The organism is Gemmatimonadales bacterium, assembly GCA_036279355.1.
In the GTDB taxonomy this organism is placed as follows: domain Bacteria; phylum Gemmatimonadota; class Gemmatimonadetes; order Gemmatimonadales; family GWC2-71-9; genus DASQPE01.
On sequence record DASUJH010000007.1, the window covers coordinates 127,735 to 142,392 of the forward strand.

Below are 14,658 nucleotides of genomic sequence, written 5' to 3' on the forward strand. Positions count from 1 at the left end.
GTACTACCGTGCGGGTGACGCGGCCGCATCGATCAGTCCAAGCCGCCCCACGCCGCTCTCCGCGAGCCAGATCCGGCCGCGGCGGAAGTCGACCGCGATGTTCCGCACGATGCACGGTGCGCTCGGGATCCGCAGCGTGTCCATCCGCTCGCGCACCGGATCGAACGCGACCATGAGATTGGTGGCGGCTTCGTCGTACCAGATGCGTCCGTCCGGCCCGACGGCAATTCCATACGGTCCCGCCTTGTCCGACGGCGACTTCCATTCCTGCACCCGGCCGCTCGCGGGGTCGAGCGCGCCGAGATAGCCTCGCGCAAAGTCGGTGTACCAGATCGTCCCGTAGCGGTCCACGGCGAGCCGGCGCGGGCGGGCGCCGGGATCGGGCAGCGGATACTCCTGCATCGTCCCGCTCGTCGGGTCCACCCGACCGAGCTTGTTGGTGCCGAGCATCGCGATCCAGATCGCGCCGTTGCTCGCATTGGTGATGCCGTACGGTACGGCGTTGGGCGTCGGTGTGCGGAAGACGTCCACGCGGCCGGTGGCCGGATCCAGCCGCCCGTAGGCGCTGTTGTCCGCATCGGTGAACCAGATCTTCCCCCCGTTGAAGAGCGGCGTGTGCGGGTTGCGCACGGCGGCGGGGAGTGGAAACTCGGTGATTCGGCCGGTGGCGGGATCGAGCCGGCCGAGCCGCCCGGCGCGCTGCGCGGTGTACCACACAGCGCCACCGGGCGCGACGATGATGCCGTGGGGCCCGGAGCGAGGCGTGGGCGTCGGATAGTCGGTGATCCTGCCCGTTGTCGGGTCGAGCCGGCCGATGTAGCTGTTGTGCTGGTCGGTGTACCACACGATGCCGTCCGGACCGACGGCGGGATCGTGGGGGAAATTGCCGGCGCGCGGGATGGCGTATTCGACGACGCGGAGGTCAGGCGGCGTGTGGCGAGCCGGCACCGCGGCAAAGAGGAGCGACAGGGCGGCGAATGCCGCAGCGGATGGGTTTGGCATCGTCACGCTCCAAAGGATTTCAGATACTTCATCCCGGTATCAACCATGACGGTGACGATCGTCGCATCGCCGCCGAGCCGCTCCGCCAGGCGGAGCGCGGCCACCACGTTGCCACCGGTGGACGTGCCGCAGAAGAGTCCCTCCTCGCGCGCAAGGCGGAATGCCATGGCTCTGGCGTCCGCCGTCGATACGCGCTCGATGGAATCCGCGATGCCCGGGTGCCAGAGAGGCACGACGTACCCTGCACCAACGCCGTCGATCTTGTGCGCGCCCGATGGGCCGCCGGACAGCACCGCGGACTCCGATGGCTCGACCGCAATAATGCAAATGCGACCGTTTCGGCGACGCAGCTCTTCTGCAGTCCCGCGCAGCGACGCCGCCGTACCGACGCTCTGTACGAAAGCCGTCAGCCTGCCTTCCATCTGCCCCCAGATTTCGTCCGCGAGCTTGACGTATGCGCCGATCTGGTCCTCGTTGCGCATCTGGTCGGTCCAGTAAGCGCCGGTCCGCGCCGCGATGGCGCCCGCCTCGGCGATCATGTCCTTCGTCAGCTTTTCCGTCATCCTGCCGCCGACGCTCGGTACGATGGTGAGCTCGGCGCCGAGCAGCCGCATGTGATCGAGCTTTTCTTTGGCGAACGCATCCGAGGTGACGATGTGGAGCGGATGGCGCTTCACGGCACAGACAAGGGCCAGCGAGACCCCGGTGCTGCCGCCGGTGTATTCGACCACGGCGCCGCCCGGCGGCAGCCGCCCATCGAGCTCCGGCGCCTCGATCATTGCCAGCGCCATCCGGTCCTTCATGCTGCCGGTGGGGTTTTCACTTTCGAGCTTGAGCAGGATGCGCGCGCCGTTGTCGGGAACGACGTGACGCAGCGGGAGCAAGGACGTATTGCCAATCGTATCGAGAATCGTCGGCGCGGAGTGCATCATCGGATACTCTGATCGAACGTGCGACGCGAACGGATCACGAGTGCGCGGGCCACGCGCCGAGCAGCCGGCGCACGACTATTAGCTCGCCCACATGATACGCCGCATGGTCGGCGGCGAGCAGCAGCTCGCGGAGGAACGTCTGCCCCGTGCCGTGCGGGATGCGCGCGCCCAGATCCAGCGACGGATCCCGCGACATCGCCTGAAGCGCCGAGCGATCGGCGCGAAACGACTGCACGCTCTCGTCCCAAGCGGCGGCCGAGGGCGGCGCGGCCGTGCGCGGCCAGTAATCGTCAGGCCACGTGAGCTGCTCGTAGCCGGCATGCCGGCAGAAGTCGAGGATGTCGTGCTGCGCGAGGCGAAGGTGCTCGAGCAGTTGCCACGGAGAGTATGGCAACCCGGCCGGCGCCTGGCCGCGCAGGGCCGCGGGCAGGTTGGCCACCGCGGCATCGAAATTCACATGGGCGTCCGACCAATCGAGGAGCGCGGCCACCTGCTCGCGCAGCGCGCTGTCTGCCGGCATTTACCCTCCCCATCGCGTTCGCGGCGGACGCGCCGCATGGCTTTGTCGTCGTAGGGACGATAGCGCCGGCCCGCGGTGTGGCTCGCCTCTTGCCACCTGGGCCCGAGTCCCCGACCAAGTGCAGGAATATGCCCAGGCACGGCCCCCGGAGGAGTGTTCGCGCGCGGCGCGCGCTGGCGCTTTGCGGCATCCTGGCTCTCCCGGCCTGCGGCGCCAAGTACGCCGAGGTACCACCGCGCCTCGCCCTCCAACCGTATGGGCGCGTCGCGATCGTTACCTTCACCTCCGAGCGCGACGACGACGGGCTGGGCACGCTCGCGACCCAGGGCTTTGCCGAAGCGCTCCTGCAGAGCCAGTCGGATGTCGAGCTGCTTGAGCTCTCGGCCACCGATTCGGCACTCCACAACCTGGCGCCCGATGCCGACCCCGCCGCGATGGCGCAGGCGCTGGGGCGGGAAAAGCACGTCCCGGCGGTATTTCTGGGCGAGCTCACGATGACGGGCGTGAAGCCGCGCGGCACGATCGCCCTCTCGGGTGGTGCGCGCGTCAAGGCCTCGGTGTCCGGCCTGCTCTCGGTCCGGTTGCTCTCCACCGAAACCGGCGGCACGATGTGGCGCTCGAGCGCCACGGCCCGCGGCACGGTGGGTACCCTGGCCATCGACGGCCATCTCCCGGTCGTGTCGGCGCGTGACCCCGACGAGGCCTACGGGCAGGTGGTGCGCAATCTCGTCTACGAGGTGACGCGCGACCTTCGCCCGACCTGGGTCAGGCAGTAGCACGCGGGCGGCCCACGCCGCCCGCGCGCAGTCACCAGATTCCCACCTTGCCGCGCACCGACTCGATCAGCTTGGGCGCGTCGTAGCCCACGCCATCCTTGAACACAAGCTCGACGTTCTCGATGTCGGCGATCGTCCGCGTGGGATCGCCCTTGATGACCACGACGTCGGCCTGCTTGCCCGGCGCCAGCGCGCCGATCCGGTCGTCCCGGCCGAGGAAGCGCGCGCCGTTCAACGTGGCGATGCGGATGGCGTCCGCCGCGCTGAAGCCGGCCTCCACCAGCAGCTCGATTTCCCGCTGATCGCCGAAGCCCGGGAGCACGCCGCCGTTGCCCGTGGGGTCGGGGCCGGCGAGGAGCAAGCCGCCGGCCTTGGCGAACGCCCGCTCGAAGTCCATCTCCTTCTTGAGCGTGGCCTCGGGCAGCGCATTCGCATTGCCGGCCGTGCTCACTGCCGCACGTTCGGTGAGATAGCTCGAGCGCGCTTCGGCCGACATCGCATCGAGCACGCGCTGCTCGAGCCGCGGCCGCCCCATCATGAACAGCTCGAACACCGGGAGCGTCGAGGTCACCGCAACATGGTGCGTGACGAGGCTCGCGATGAGCCGCTTCACCTCGGGACCGTCGATGGCGATACGGTCCCACGATTGGGCACGGGCGGCCCCCGACGGACATTCGTCAGCCTTCTTGTCCGGGACGAACTCGGTGTCAGTGAAGACCGGACCGTGCTCGAAATCATCGATACCGGCCGCGATGGCCTCGGGCCAGGTGACCGAGCAGAGGTGCCCGGTGAGCTTGTGCCCGAGCCGGTGCGCCTCGGCCACCGCCGCGGCCAGCTCCGCGCGGGTGATGTTCATATACGCCTTGAACGAGGTCATCCCCTCGCCGCTCCAGTACGAGACGAGGCGGCGCGCATCGTCCGGGCCGTCCAGCTCGTGCATCTGGGCGAACGCGGTCCCCTTGCCCTCCAGGTAGGGCGCCGTGACGTCGATGTGCGGGCCCGGCATTGCGCCGCTCTCGATGCGCTGCCGCACCTTGAGATCGGTGTACGGCTCGACGCTGCCAGTGGTGCGGAGCGTGGTGACACCCGCCGCGAGGTACAGGCGCGGCGCGGAGTACGGCAGCTCATCGACGTAGAACCCCGGCTCCGCAATCCGGCCGTCCGGCCCCCGCTGCGCCGAGATCGACGCGGAGTAGTACAGATGATCGTGCATGCCGACGAGGCCGGGGATGACGGTATAGCCGCTCTTGTCCAGCATCTTGGCACCCGCGGGCACCGTTGTGCTCGATGCGGGGCCGAGCGCCGCGATGCGCCCGTTCGCGATCACCAGCGTCTGATCGTCGCGTGCCGGGGCGCCGGTGCCGTCGATCACCCGCACGTGCGCCAGCGCCACCACCGCGTCGTCCACCGCGATGAACGGCGCCACACCGGGCGCGCGGGCCTGGGCGAGCGCGCCTGGCGACACGACCGGCAGCGCAATGAGGAGACCCACTATGCCGCCGCGCGCGATCGGATGAGAGGACATAACCTGCCTTTCGTGAAGGTTCCGCGGACGCCGCGGCCGGTCTACTCGCGCCGCTGGCAAAGCTCTCCGAAGAACGCCCCAATATCGCGGGCCAGCAGCTCCGGCTCCTCGCACGCCGCGAAGTGGCCGCCCCTCGGCATCTCAGTCCACCGGCGGACGGCGTACAAACGCTCAACCCACTCCCGGGGCGGTACACCTTCCGGGATCGTCATGTGGTTGAATACAGCGACCGCCGTCGGCACACCCACGTAGTCGTGCGGCCCCACGGGACCGAGGCGGCGGTCGTCGTAATAGGTTCGCATCGACGACGTAATCGTCTGGGTCGCCCAGTAGATCGTGAGCGTCGAAAGCAGGAAGTCGCGGCTGAAGCCGCGCTCGACATCGCCGGCGCAACCGCCCCACGACCGCCACTTCTCGATGAGCCAGGCCGCGAGGCCGGCCGGCGAATCGTTGAGCCCGTATCCGACGGTTCCGGGCTTCGTCGCCTGAATCTGCTTGTACCCGCCTTCGGCCCGCCACCACGTTTCCATGTATGCGTCGTAGGCGGCCTCGACCTCCGTGAGCGGGCGCGCGCCCGGCCCCGCGTACGGCGCCACATCGAGCGTGTACAGGTGGATGCCGATGACCGACCCCGGGTGGTCGCGGCCGAGGTATGCGCTCACCGCCGCGCCGAAGTCTCCGCCGACGGCGCCGTAGCGCTCGTAGCCCAGCCCGTGCATGAGCCGGTGCCAGAGCCCCGCGACGTACGGCATCGTCATGCCCTGGCGCGCTGGCCGATCTGAAAAGCCGTACCCAGGCAACGATGGGATCACCACGTCGAACGCGGGCGCATCGAGCCCGTGCGCGGCGGGATTGGTGAGCAACGGCACCAGGGGCAGGAGCTCGAGAAACGTACTTGGCCACCCGTGGGTCAGCACCAGGGGAACGGCGTCGCGTCCGGTGCCGCGCTCGTGGACGAAGTGGATGCCGAGACCGTCCAGCTCAGCGCGGTAATGGTGAAAGTCGTTCAACTCGCGCTCGCGTGCGCGCCAGTCGAACCCGTCGGCCCAGTACGCGAGCAGCTCGCGCAGATAGCCGAGCTCGGTGCCTTGCTCCCAGCCGATCCCGGGGAGCTGGTCGGGCCAGCGCGTGCGCCGGATTCGCGTGCGAAGATCGTCCAGCACGTCGTCCTCGACCCGGATCGCGTAGGGAGTGGGCCGAAGCTCAGGCAGCACGGGCGACCCCGCGGCGCCGGTCACGCCGCCGCCGGCGCGATCGGCGTACCCTGCGCCGAGGCCAGCCTGCACTCGCGGCCGTCCGACACGTAGATGTGCGTGTAGCGACTATGGGCGCCGAAGCTCTGCTCACCGAACCGTCCCCGCATGCGGGTCTGCCCGGTGACGACCGCTGCATCGCCGTAGACCCGCACGCGTGCATCCACCCGGTCAATCGTCTCGAACACGAGCTGCCCCGCGCCGACCAGGTCGAGCAGCACCGCGCCCGGAATCTCCGAGCCGGTCATCACGTCGATGAGAACGAAGTCGGATGTGAGCACGCGCTCTAGGGCGGCGCGGTCCCGCCCGAGCAGCGCGCCGAAAAACCGGTCCTCGGCGTCGCGGGCCGCGCGCTCGAGATCCATCGCAGGGCGCCGGGTCAGACCCGGATCAGCGCAATCCCCGCGGCGGGATCGAACACCCGCTGCAGGTGCGCCGGCTCCTCGGTCAGCATCACCTCGAGCGTCGGCCGCACGATGGCCCGCAGGAGATGCCCTCCGTGCGCTGTGCCGTCGGACTTGCCCACCACCAGGTGCGCATGCACCTTGGGCTGCCCGTCGGGCGCCAGGCTCACATCACCTACGAGCGACAGCACCTCGACCTGCTCCTGGACCGGGATCGGCCGGTACTGCTTGGACTGCCATTCGAAGTAGCCCAGCGTCACCTCGCGGCATGCGCCAATCGCGGTGAAGCGGCTCCCGGCCAGATGCTGCTCGCGGGCGAACGCGTGCAGCCCATCCAGCACCTCGTCGCCGGTCTCGAAGATCAGCGCGAACGTCCGCTGCCCGTCGGCCGTCGCCAGAAGCTTGTGCTGCATGCCGCCTCGCGCCTCCTACGGAACGAACTGCGCGACACCGTCGCGGAACGACCAGTCGATGTCGCGGTTCTCGACGATCGTGATGAGCACGTTGGCCGGATCGATGCCGGGATCGCGCGCCAGATTCTCCACCGCCTTCCGGTAGAACGCCTTCTTCGCCTCGGCCGGCCGCCCGCTCCGCATGATGAGGTACATCATTACCCGATCGGCGGTGCGCGTCTGGTGCTCGAGGCAATAGGGCTCGTGTTCCGTGATGATCTGGTAGCGGTCGTCGGCCGGAAAGCCCATCGTTTCGATTACGGCGGAGTTGACGCCGTCGCCAATGGCTTTGACATACGCGGGCGACTTGCCCTTGAGGATGGAGATGTTGACCAGCGGCATGCGGCACGCCTCACTCGATGTGAACCATCAACCCAGTCCTAGACGCCGAGCCCTGCTTCGGGCACGCCGACACCAAGCTGCCTGAGCCCTTCGTAGAGTACAATGCTCACCGCGTTGGCCAGGTTGAGGCTCCGCACGTCACCCGGCATCGGAATCCTGAAGCAGCGGTCGGGATGCTTGTCCAGAATGCGCTGCGGCAGGCCGTCGGTCTCGTTGCCGAAAACGAGGCAACTGTTGCTCCGGTAGGGCGCGTCCCGGTAGTCCCGCTCCGCGTTGGCGGAGAAGTACAGGCAGCGGTCGCGGCTGATCGCATCGCGGAAGGCGAACCAGTCGTGGTGTACCCAGAGGTCGGCCTTGTCCCAGTAGTCCAGCGCCGCGCGCTGCACCTCGCGGTGGTCGAGCTTGAAGCCGAGCGGCTCGATGAGATGAAGCGGCGTGTCGGTGGCCGCGCAGAGGCGGGCGATGTTGCCTGTGTTCGGCGGAATGCGAGGCTCGATGAGCACGACGTGCAAAGCCATGCGAGTCGGTCAACCTCCGCGGGTGTGCATCTCGCGCCGCGGGTCGGCGCGCAGTGTGTCGAGCTGATAGAGCGCGCCGCGGTCCGCGAGGCCGAGGCGCTCCTCGGCGCCGCGGTCGGTGCGGGCCTCCCAACGGCTCCGGATGAGCGCGCGCAGCTCGTCGTCGGTGGCGCCGAGACGGACCGGCTCGCGCAGGTCGATGCCGCCGGCAGCGTAGAGGCAGAGGTACCAAGTGCCGTCCGCCGTGAGGCGGCTCCGGTCGCAGGTGCGGCAGAAGGGCGCCGTCGTAGAAGCGATGATGCCGAAGGTGGCCCCGTCCGGCAGGGCGAAGCGCTCGGCGGGGGCCGCCGGGTCTCCGGGTTCGGGCAACGGCGCGATCGGGCCATACTGTCGTTCCAGGCGCTCGAGCATCTCCCGCCGCGATACCACCTGCGCCACGCTCCATCCGGTGGCGCCGCCCACGTCCATGTATTCGATGAACCGCGCCTCCGCCTCGTGCTCGCGGGCGAACTCGATCAGATCCGGTAACTCGTCGTCGTTGTATCCGCGGATCACGACGGTGTTGAGCTTGATGCGTTCAAAGCCCGCGGCGCGGGCGACGCGGATGCCCTCGAGAATGTCCGCATGCCGCGCGCTCCGCGCGAACTCCAGCATCCGCTCCGGCCGCAGCGTGTCGAGACTCACGGTGACGCGCCCGAGCCCCGCCGCGCGGAGCCGCGCCGCCTCGCGCGCGAGCAGCACGCCATTGGTGGTGAGCGCGAGATCGCGGACGGCCGAATTGCCGGCGAGCTGCCGGACCAGCGCGGGCAGATCGTGCCGCAGGAGCGGCTCGCCGCCGGTGAGGCGCACCTTGCTCACGCCGAGGTCGGTGAAGACGCGGACGAGCCGGGCGGTCTCCTCGAAGGTGAGAATCGAGGCCCGCGGGAGCCAGACGTAATGCTCCTCCGGCATGCAGTACCGGCAACGCATGTTGCAGCGGTCGGTGACCGACACGCGGAGGCTTCCGAGGGGGCGCGACAGGCGGTCAACCGGTTGCATGCCCTGCCCCCACCCACTCCTCGGTTCCGTCGCTGAAGTATTCCCGTTTCCAGATCGGCACCCGGGCCTTGACCTCCTCGATCACGTAGCGGCATGCGGCAAAGGCGGCATCGCGGTGCGCCGAGGCGGCGGCGATTGCCACCGACGCCTCACCGATTTCGAGCGGACCGATGCGATGCTCGAGCGCGACCGCGACGTCCCACCGCGCCCGCGCCTCGTCGACGATGCGCGCGCACTCCGCCTCGGCCATCGGGCCGTACGCCGAATAGTCGAGCCGCGCCACGCCGCGCCCCTCGTGATGGTTGCGCACGACGCCCAGGAAACATGCAACGCCGCCGCGCTCCGGCGACGTGACCAGGCTTACGAGTCGGCCCAGATCGAGCGGGCGCTCCACCAGGTAGCCCACGTTACCCACCTGCCACCGGGGGCAGGATGGCGACCTCGTCTCCTTCGGTGAGCGGCGCGTCGGGCCGGCTGTGCGCGAGGTTCACGGCGCAGAGCGGGCGCTGGGGCAGCCGGTCGCCGCCCGGCATGGCGCTGAGCGCGCGGAGCACCGACGCAACGTTGGCCGGCGCGGCGAGCGTGAGCTCGAGCGACTCCCGCCCCAGCGCCTCGGCATAACTCGCGAAGAGGAGCACCCGTACGGCGATCGTGGCGCCGATGGAGACTGGTTCGGACGCGGTACGCGACACACTCACTGGACGATACCCCCCGGGGCACGAGGCCTCAAAAACGTCGAGCCGCGCTCGGCGGCTCGAGATGATGCAATCGGTTCGCGAGCCGGGCTCAGGCGCCCTGCACCGGCTCCGCCGGTTCCACGTCGGGCGCATCCTCCTCGGCGACGAGCGCCCGCAACTCTTTGCTGGGCTTGAACACGGGCACCGGACGCGCGGCTACTTCAACCGGATCGCCGGTGCGCGGGTTCCGCGCCATGCGGGTCTTGCGACGGCGGATCTTGAAGGTGCCGAACCCCCGCACCTCGATGTTCTGTTGAGCCTTGAGCGCGTCTTTCACCGCCTCGAGAAAGGCGTCCACCACGCGCGCGCAGTCTTTCTTGGAGATCATCGGGCCCGCGGTGCGGGCGATCGACGCTGTCACCTGCTCGACGAGATCGGCCTTGGTCATCAATCCCCCAGGAGGGTCTGAGACGGCGGGCGCCAGAGGAGGCCCCTAGACGCCGATCTTAGGAGCTTACCTGTTGAGTGTCAAGGGGTTGGCAACTTGGCCGAGGTTCCGGACCGCACCAGGGCGAGGAACTCGGCGAAGTGCGGATAGGCGTCGTGCGGCCCCGGCGACGCCTCCGGGTGATACTGCACGGCAAAGAGCGGCAGCTCGCGATGCCGGATTCCCTCGATCGTGCCGTCGTTCAGGTTGAGGTGCGTCACCTCGAGCCCCGGCGCGCCGGGCACCCCGCCCTCGTCGCCCACCAGCGCGAACCCGTGATTCTGCGTCGTGATGAGCACCGTGCCCCGGGCCACATCTCTCACTGGATGATTCCCGCCGCGATGGCCGTACGGCATCTTGGCCGTCCGACCCCCGAATGCGAGGCCGATGAGCTGATGGCCGAGGCAGATGCCGAAGGTCGGAAGGCCGGCGGTGGTGAGCTCGCGGATCGGGGCGAAGGCGTATTCAACGGCGGCCGGATCGCCCGGACCGTTCGAGAGAAAGAGACCGTCGGGCGCGAGCGCGCGTACCGCCGCCGCGGGCGTCGTGGCGGGCACGACAGTTACTCGGCAGCCCACATCCACCAGCATGCGCACGATGTTGCGCTTCATTCCGAAGTCGTACGCCACCACGTGCGGCCCCGCGCCCTCGGTGTGTCGCTCGCGCACGGTGGCGCGCGATGCGAGGTCGAGCCCCTCCATCGAAGGCGACGTGAGTAGCTGCGCCGTAAGCTCGGGCGTCGGTGCGTGCCCCTCGGCCAGCACGCCGCGCATCGCGCCCCGCTCCCGCAGGTGCCGGGTGAGGCGTCGCGTATCGACCCCCTCGATGACTGGAACGCCGGCCGACGCGAGCCAAGCGTCGAGCGAGGCCGTGGCGCGCCAGTTGGACGGCTCTCGCGCCAGCTCGCGTACGACGACTCCGCTCACCTGCGGGTGTTCCGACTCCATGTCCTCGGTGTTGATCCCGTAATTGCCGATCATCGGCGCCGTCATGACGACGATCTGGCCCAGGTAGCTCGGGTCCGTGAACGTCTCCTGATAGCCGGTGAGACTTGTGGTAAAGACCACCTCACCGAACGAGGGGTCGAGCGGCCGCGGCACGCTGCCCGAAAACCACGCGCCGTCCTCCAGCAATACGAAGGCGGGGCGATCGGTCACCCGGTCACCCCGCTCGCGTTGCCCGGTCGAGCCATCCGCTTCGTCACGGCTTGGGCGCGGAGGGTTGCGCCGGCTTGGTGGACGGCTGCGCCGACTTGGGAGATGGTGCGGGCGGCCCCTGCTTGGGTGCGGCTGACGTCGGCGCGGCAGGGTTGGGTGCCGCGGCGGGCCCAGCGTTCGGGCTGGCCGCATTTGGGCTGGCCGCATTTGGGCTGGCCGCATTTGGGCTGGCCGCATTTGGGCTGGCCGCATCCGGCGATGCCGCGCCCGCTCCAGCTCCCGGCACCGACGGCGTCACGCCGGGCAGCGGCGCCGGCGCTACAGGCACTGCGCTCTGGAGCCGCTGCTGCAGCTCGCTATTCCCGACGGCCGGGTGCACGAACGAGAGCACCAGCGAGAGGAACAGGAAGATGCCGCCGCACCACCAGGTCATCTTGGTGAGGATGGTGACGGCCTGGCGTCCGCCGAGCACCCGGTTGTCCATGGTGCCCCCGGCGCCGCCCAGGGCCGCAAGTCCGCCGCCCTCGCCGGCCTGGAGAAGGACCACGACCGACAGGATCAGCGCATCGAGAATGAGCAGAACGAGCAGGAAGTAAAACATGGCGCGGAAGCGTAGTGGAAACGGTGGCGCAAATCAACCGGCGGAGATGATTTCCGCCCACCCCTCCGCTGCGAGGCTGGCGCCTCCCACCAATACCCCGTCGATGTCCGGCTCGGCCAGGAGCGCGCGCACGTTGGCGCCGCTTACGCTGCCGCCGTAGAGCACCCGGACGCCCGGCGGCCAGCCGCGCTCGGCGAGATACGCGCGAATGAACCGGTGCACCAGAGCCGCGTCTTCCGGTGTGGCGTTCCGGCCGGTGCCGATGGCCCAGACCGGCTCGTACGCGATCACGACCCGCGACGGATCGCTGGCGGGCACCGGCTCGAGCTGCCGCCTCACGGCATCCTCGGTACGGCCCGCCTCCCGCTGGGCAAGCGTCTCGCCGACGCAGAGCACCACCCCGATACCCGCCGCGAGGGCCGCCTTCACCTTGCGAGCGCTCTGCTCGGCCGTCTCGCCGAAGAGATGGCGCCGCTCCGAGTGCCCGACCAGTGTGAGCGTGGCTCCAGCTTCGATGGCGAGCGGGAGCGAGAGCTCACCGGTGAACGCCCCCTTGGGCTCCCAGTGCACGTTCTGCACGCCAACCCGAATGTCCGGGCGCGGCCGGAAGGCCTCGGCCAGTGCGGCGATCGAGACGTTCGGCGGAAAAAACCAGAGATTCCGGCCCTCGGCCGGTGCCACCAGCTCCATGAACCGGGTGGCGAACGTGCGCGCGGCGCCCGGACCGTGGTGCATCTTCCAATTGGCCGCAAAAATGAGCGGGCGCGCCATTACACCTCGTCCAACGCAGCCACACCCGGCAGCACCCGGCCCTCGAGAAACTCGAGCGACGCCCCGCCACCGGTCGACACGTGCGTCATGCGCGCGTCGAGTCCCGCCTCCGCCACCGCTGCGGCCGAATCGCCGCCGCCCACCACCGTCACCGTGCCGCGCTCGGTGGCGCGCGCCATCGCCGCGGCGATGGCGCGGGTGCCGTGATCGAACGGCGGCGTCTCGAACACGCCCATTGGCCCGTTCCATACGACGGTGCCGGCCTGCTCGATCCGGGCGCTGTAGTCCTGCTCGGTGAGCGGGTCGATGTCGTACATCGCCCAGCCGGGCGGGATTGCGTCTCTGGCCACGGTGCGCGTCTCGACGCCAGGCGCGAGCTCGCGCGCTACCACGGCGCCGCTGGGCAGCACCAGCTTGCGGCCGGCCTTCTCCATCAGTGCACGCGCCATGTCCACCCGATCCGCTTCGACCAGCGAGTTACCGGTCTCCAGCCCCATCGCCTTGAAGAAGGTGCAGGCCATGGCGCCGCCGATGAGGATCGCATCGACCTTGGGAAGCAGCGCCTCGATCAGATCGATTTTGCCGCTGATCTTGGCGCCGCCCAGCACGGCGACGAACGGCCGCCGAGGATGATTCAGCGCCTCGCCGAGGTACTTGAGCTCGCGCTCCATGAGAGAGCCGGAGACGGCGGGCTTGAGGAGATGCGCCACCGCCTCGGTGCTCGCGTGGGCCCGGTGCGCGGAGCCGAAGGCGTCGTTCACGTAGAAATCGCCGAGCGCGGCCAGTTTTCGAGCCAGCTCGGAGTCGTTCTGCTCTTCGCCCGGCAAAAACCGCGTGTTCTCGGCCAGCGCCACGCCGCCGCGCGGCATGCGTTTCGTCTCGGTCGCCGCCTCGGGCGAGAGCGGGTCGGCCAAAAAGGTGACCGGCGAGCCGAGCAGCTTTTCCAGCGCCCGCACCACGGGGCGAAGCGAGCACGCCGGATCGGGCGTGCCCTTGGGACGGCCCAGATGCGAGAGCAGCACCACCCGGGCGCCCTTGTCGCGGAGATACTTGATCGTGGGGAGCGCGGCGCGGATCCGGATGTCGTCGGCCACCGCGCCGCCCTTGAGCGGCACGTTGAAGTCGACTCGCACCAGCGCGCGGCGTCCCTCCAGCGCGGCCGGGTCGAGCGATTCGAGCGTGCGCTTCACTTCCGGCTTCCGACGTACCGCAGCACGTCCACGCAACGCGCCGAATAGCCCATTTCGTTGTCGTACCAGGACGTGACGTTCACCAGCGTGCCGTTCACCACGTTGGTGGAGAGCGCGTCGACGGTGCTCGAGTGCAGGTCGCCCGTGTAATCGACCGACACGAGCGGCTCGTCGCTCACCTCGAGGATGCCCTTGAGCGGGCCGGAGGCGGCGGCCTTGCGGAAGGCCTCGTTTACGGCGTCGCCGGTGGTGGCCTTCTCCACGACGCACGTGAGTGCGACGACCGACACGTCGGGCGTCGGCACCCGGAGCGCCACGCCATCGATCTTGCCCTTTACCTCGGGAATCACCAGGCTCGTGGCCTTGGCTGCGCCGGTCGTGGTCGGGATGATCGAGACCGCGGCGGCGCGGGCACGGCGCAGATCCTTGTGTGGCAGGTCCAGGATCTGCTGATCGTTGGTGTACGAGTGCACGGTGGTCATGAACCCGCTCACGAAGCCGAAATTGTCGAGAATGACCCGCACCACCGGCACGAGGCAGTTCGTCGTGCAACTCGCGTTGGAGATGACCTGGTGCTTGTGCGGGTCGTACTTCTGCTGGTTCACGCCGTAGCAGAGCGTGATGTCCTCGTGCTTGGCGGGGGCGGAGATGATGACGCGCCTGGCACCGGCCTCGAGATGCTTGGCCGCCTGGTCGCGCTCGGTGAAGCGGCCGGTGGACTCGAGCACCAGCTCCACGCCGAGCTCCTTCCAGGGGAGCTTGGCCGGGTCACGCTCGGAGAGCACCTTCACCAGTTTGCCGTCCACCCGGATGCCGTCGGCGGCAGGCTCGACCGTGCCGGGATAGCGGCCGTGCACCGAGTCGTACTTGAGCAGGTGCGCGAGCGTCCTGATGTCGGTGATGTCGTTCACCGCGACGAACTCGAGCTCCTTCACGCCCATGCGGGACGCCGCCCGAACCACGTTGCGCCCGATGCGGCCGAACCCGTTGATGCCGACGCGAACCGCCATGCC

At 69.2% G+C, this 14,658-nt stretch carries 19 protein-coding genes; 1 reads left to right on the forward strand and 18 read right to left on the reverse strand.

Annotated features, from left to right (window positions below; all coding sequences use genetic code 11):
• Positions 1–3 precede the first annotated feature (3 nt).
• The 3 genes from VFW66_02040 to VFW66_02050 are packed head-to-tail and all read right to left on the reverse strand — an operon-like array spanning position 4 to position 2,454.
• On the reverse strand, positions 4–1,002 hold the full coding sequence (locus tag VFW66_02040) for a PQQ-binding-like beta-propeller repeat protein (protein ID HEX5385460.1): 999 nt from the start codon (positions 1,000–1,002) through the stop codon (positions 4–6).
• Positions 1,003–1,004: 2 nt separating this feature from the next.
• On the reverse strand, positions 1,005–1,934 hold the full coding sequence (locus tag VFW66_02045; protein HEX5385461.1) for a cysteine synthase family protein: 930 nt from the start codon (positions 1,932–1,934) through the stop codon (positions 1,005–1,007).
• Between the two features lie 34 nt (positions 1,935–1,968).
• Positions 1,969–2,454 (reverse strand): DinB family protein, encoded by a 486-nt coding sequence (locus VFW66_02050; GenBank protein ID HEX5385462.1) that lies wholly within the window; start codon positions 2,452–2,454, stop codon positions 1,969–1,971.
• A gap of 128 nt (positions 2,455–2,582) precedes the next feature.
• Between VFW66_02050 and VFW66_02055 the strand changes: the two genes are divergently transcribed.
• Positions 2,583–3,230 carry a hypothetical protein gene (locus tag VFW66_02055; GenBank protein ID HEX5385463.1) on the forward strand — a complete coding sequence of 216 codons (648 nt, stop codon included), beginning with the start codon at positions 2,583–2,585 and terminating at the stop codon, positions 3,228–3,230.
• Positions 3,231–3,261: 31 nt separating this feature from the next.
• Here VFW66_02055 and VFW66_02060 read toward each other — a convergent pair whose 3' ends face one another.
• From VFW66_02060 to gap, 15 genes are all read right to left on the reverse strand, one after another.
• Positions 3,262–4,722, reverse strand: a complete 1,461-nt coding sequence (locus tag VFW66_02060; GenBank protein HEX5385464.1) for an amidohydrolase family protein — start codon at positions 4,720–4,722, stop codon at positions 3,262–3,264.
• Positions 4,723–4,796: 74 nt separating this feature from the next.
• The gene (locus VFW66_02065; GenBank protein HEX5385465.1) at positions 4,797–6,041 is read right to left on the reverse strand and encodes an epoxide hydrolase; all 1,245 of its coding nucleotides are present in this window, start codon (positions 6,039–6,041) and stop codon (positions 4,797–4,799) included.
• Entirely contained in the window at positions 5,990–6,373 is a 384-nt protein-coding gene (locus VFW66_02070) for a nuclear transport factor 2 family protein (protein HEX5385466.1), read from the reverse strand. The genes VFW66_02065 and VFW66_02070 overlap by 52 nt, the downstream gene beginning before the upstream one ends.
• 14 nt (positions 6,374–6,387) lie before the next feature.
• Positions 6,388–6,825, reverse strand: a complete 438-nt coding sequence (locus VFW66_02075) for a PPC domain-containing DNA-binding protein (protein ID HEX5385467.1) — start codon at positions 6,823–6,825, stop codon at positions 6,388–6,390.
• Between the two features lie 15 nt (positions 6,826–6,840).
• The gene (locus VFW66_02080; protein HEX5385468.1) at positions 6,841–7,206 is read right to left on the reverse strand and encodes a tautomerase family protein; all 366 of its coding nucleotides are present in this window, start codon (positions 7,204–7,206) and stop codon (positions 6,841–6,843) included.
• A 38-nt stretch (positions 7,207–7,244) separates the two neighbouring features.
• Entirely contained in the window at positions 7,245–7,724 is a 480-nt protein-coding gene (locus VFW66_02085) for a tRNA (cytidine(34)-2'-O)-methyltransferase (protein ID HEX5385469.1), read from the reverse strand.
• Positions 7,725–7,733: 9 nt separating this feature from the next.
• The gene (moaA, locus tag VFW66_02090) at positions 7,734–8,717 is read right to left on the reverse strand and encodes a GTP 3',8-cyclase MoaA (GenBank protein HEX5385470.1); all 984 of its coding nucleotides are present in this window, start codon (positions 8,715–8,717) and stop codon (positions 7,734–7,736) included.
• A 31-nt stretch (positions 8,718–8,748) separates the two neighbouring features.
• On the reverse strand, positions 8,749–9,168 hold the full coding sequence (locus VFW66_02095) for a molybdenum cofactor biosynthesis protein MoaE (protein HEX5385471.1): 420 nt from the start codon (positions 9,166–9,168) through the stop codon (positions 8,749–8,751).
• Between the two features lies 1 nt (position 9,169).
• Positions 9,170–9,460 carry a MoaD/ThiS family protein gene (locus tag VFW66_02100; GenBank protein HEX5385472.1) on the reverse strand — a complete coding sequence of 97 codons (291 nt, stop codon included), beginning with the start codon at positions 9,458–9,460 and terminating at the stop codon, positions 9,170–9,172.
• A gap of 88 nt (positions 9,461–9,548) precedes the next feature.
• Positions 9,549–9,887, reverse strand: coding sequence for an HU family DNA-binding protein (locus VFW66_02105; GenBank protein ID HEX5385473.1), 339 nt, complete (start codon positions 9,885–9,887; stop codon positions 9,549–9,551).
• 80 nt (positions 9,888–9,967) lie between these two features.
• Complete coding sequence (gene carA, locus VFW66_02110) at positions 9,968–11,083, reverse strand: glutamine-hydrolyzing carbamoyl-phosphate synthase small subunit (GenBank protein HEX5385474.1); 1,116 nt, start codon at positions 11,081–11,083, stop codon at positions 9,968–9,970.
• A gap of 43 nt (positions 11,084–11,126) precedes the next feature.
• The gene (gene secG, locus VFW66_02115) at positions 11,127–11,684 is read right to left on the reverse strand and encodes a preprotein translocase subunit SecG (GenBank protein HEX5385475.1); all 558 of its coding nucleotides are present in this window, start codon (positions 11,682–11,684) and stop codon (positions 11,127–11,129) included.
• Between the two features lie 33 nt (positions 11,685–11,717).
• The gene (tpiA, locus tag VFW66_02120) at positions 11,718–12,455 is read right to left on the reverse strand and encodes a triose-phosphate isomerase (protein HEX5385476.1); all 738 of its coding nucleotides are present in this window, start codon (positions 12,453–12,455) and stop codon (positions 11,718–11,720) included.
• The gene (locus VFW66_02125) at positions 12,455–13,645 is read right to left on the reverse strand and encodes a phosphoglycerate kinase (GenBank protein HEX5385477.1); all 1,191 of its coding nucleotides are present in this window, start codon (positions 13,643–13,645) and stop codon (positions 12,455–12,457) included. The genes tpiA and VFW66_02125 overlap by 1 nt, the downstream gene beginning before the upstream one ends.
• Entirely contained in the window at positions 13,642–14,655 is a 1,014-nt protein-coding gene (gene gap, locus VFW66_02130) for a type I glyceraldehyde-3-phosphate dehydrogenase (GenBank protein ID HEX5385478.1), read from the reverse strand. Before gap ends, VFW66_02125 begins: the two co-directional genes overlap by 4 nt.
• Positions 14,656–14,658: the final 3 nt, after the last annotated feature.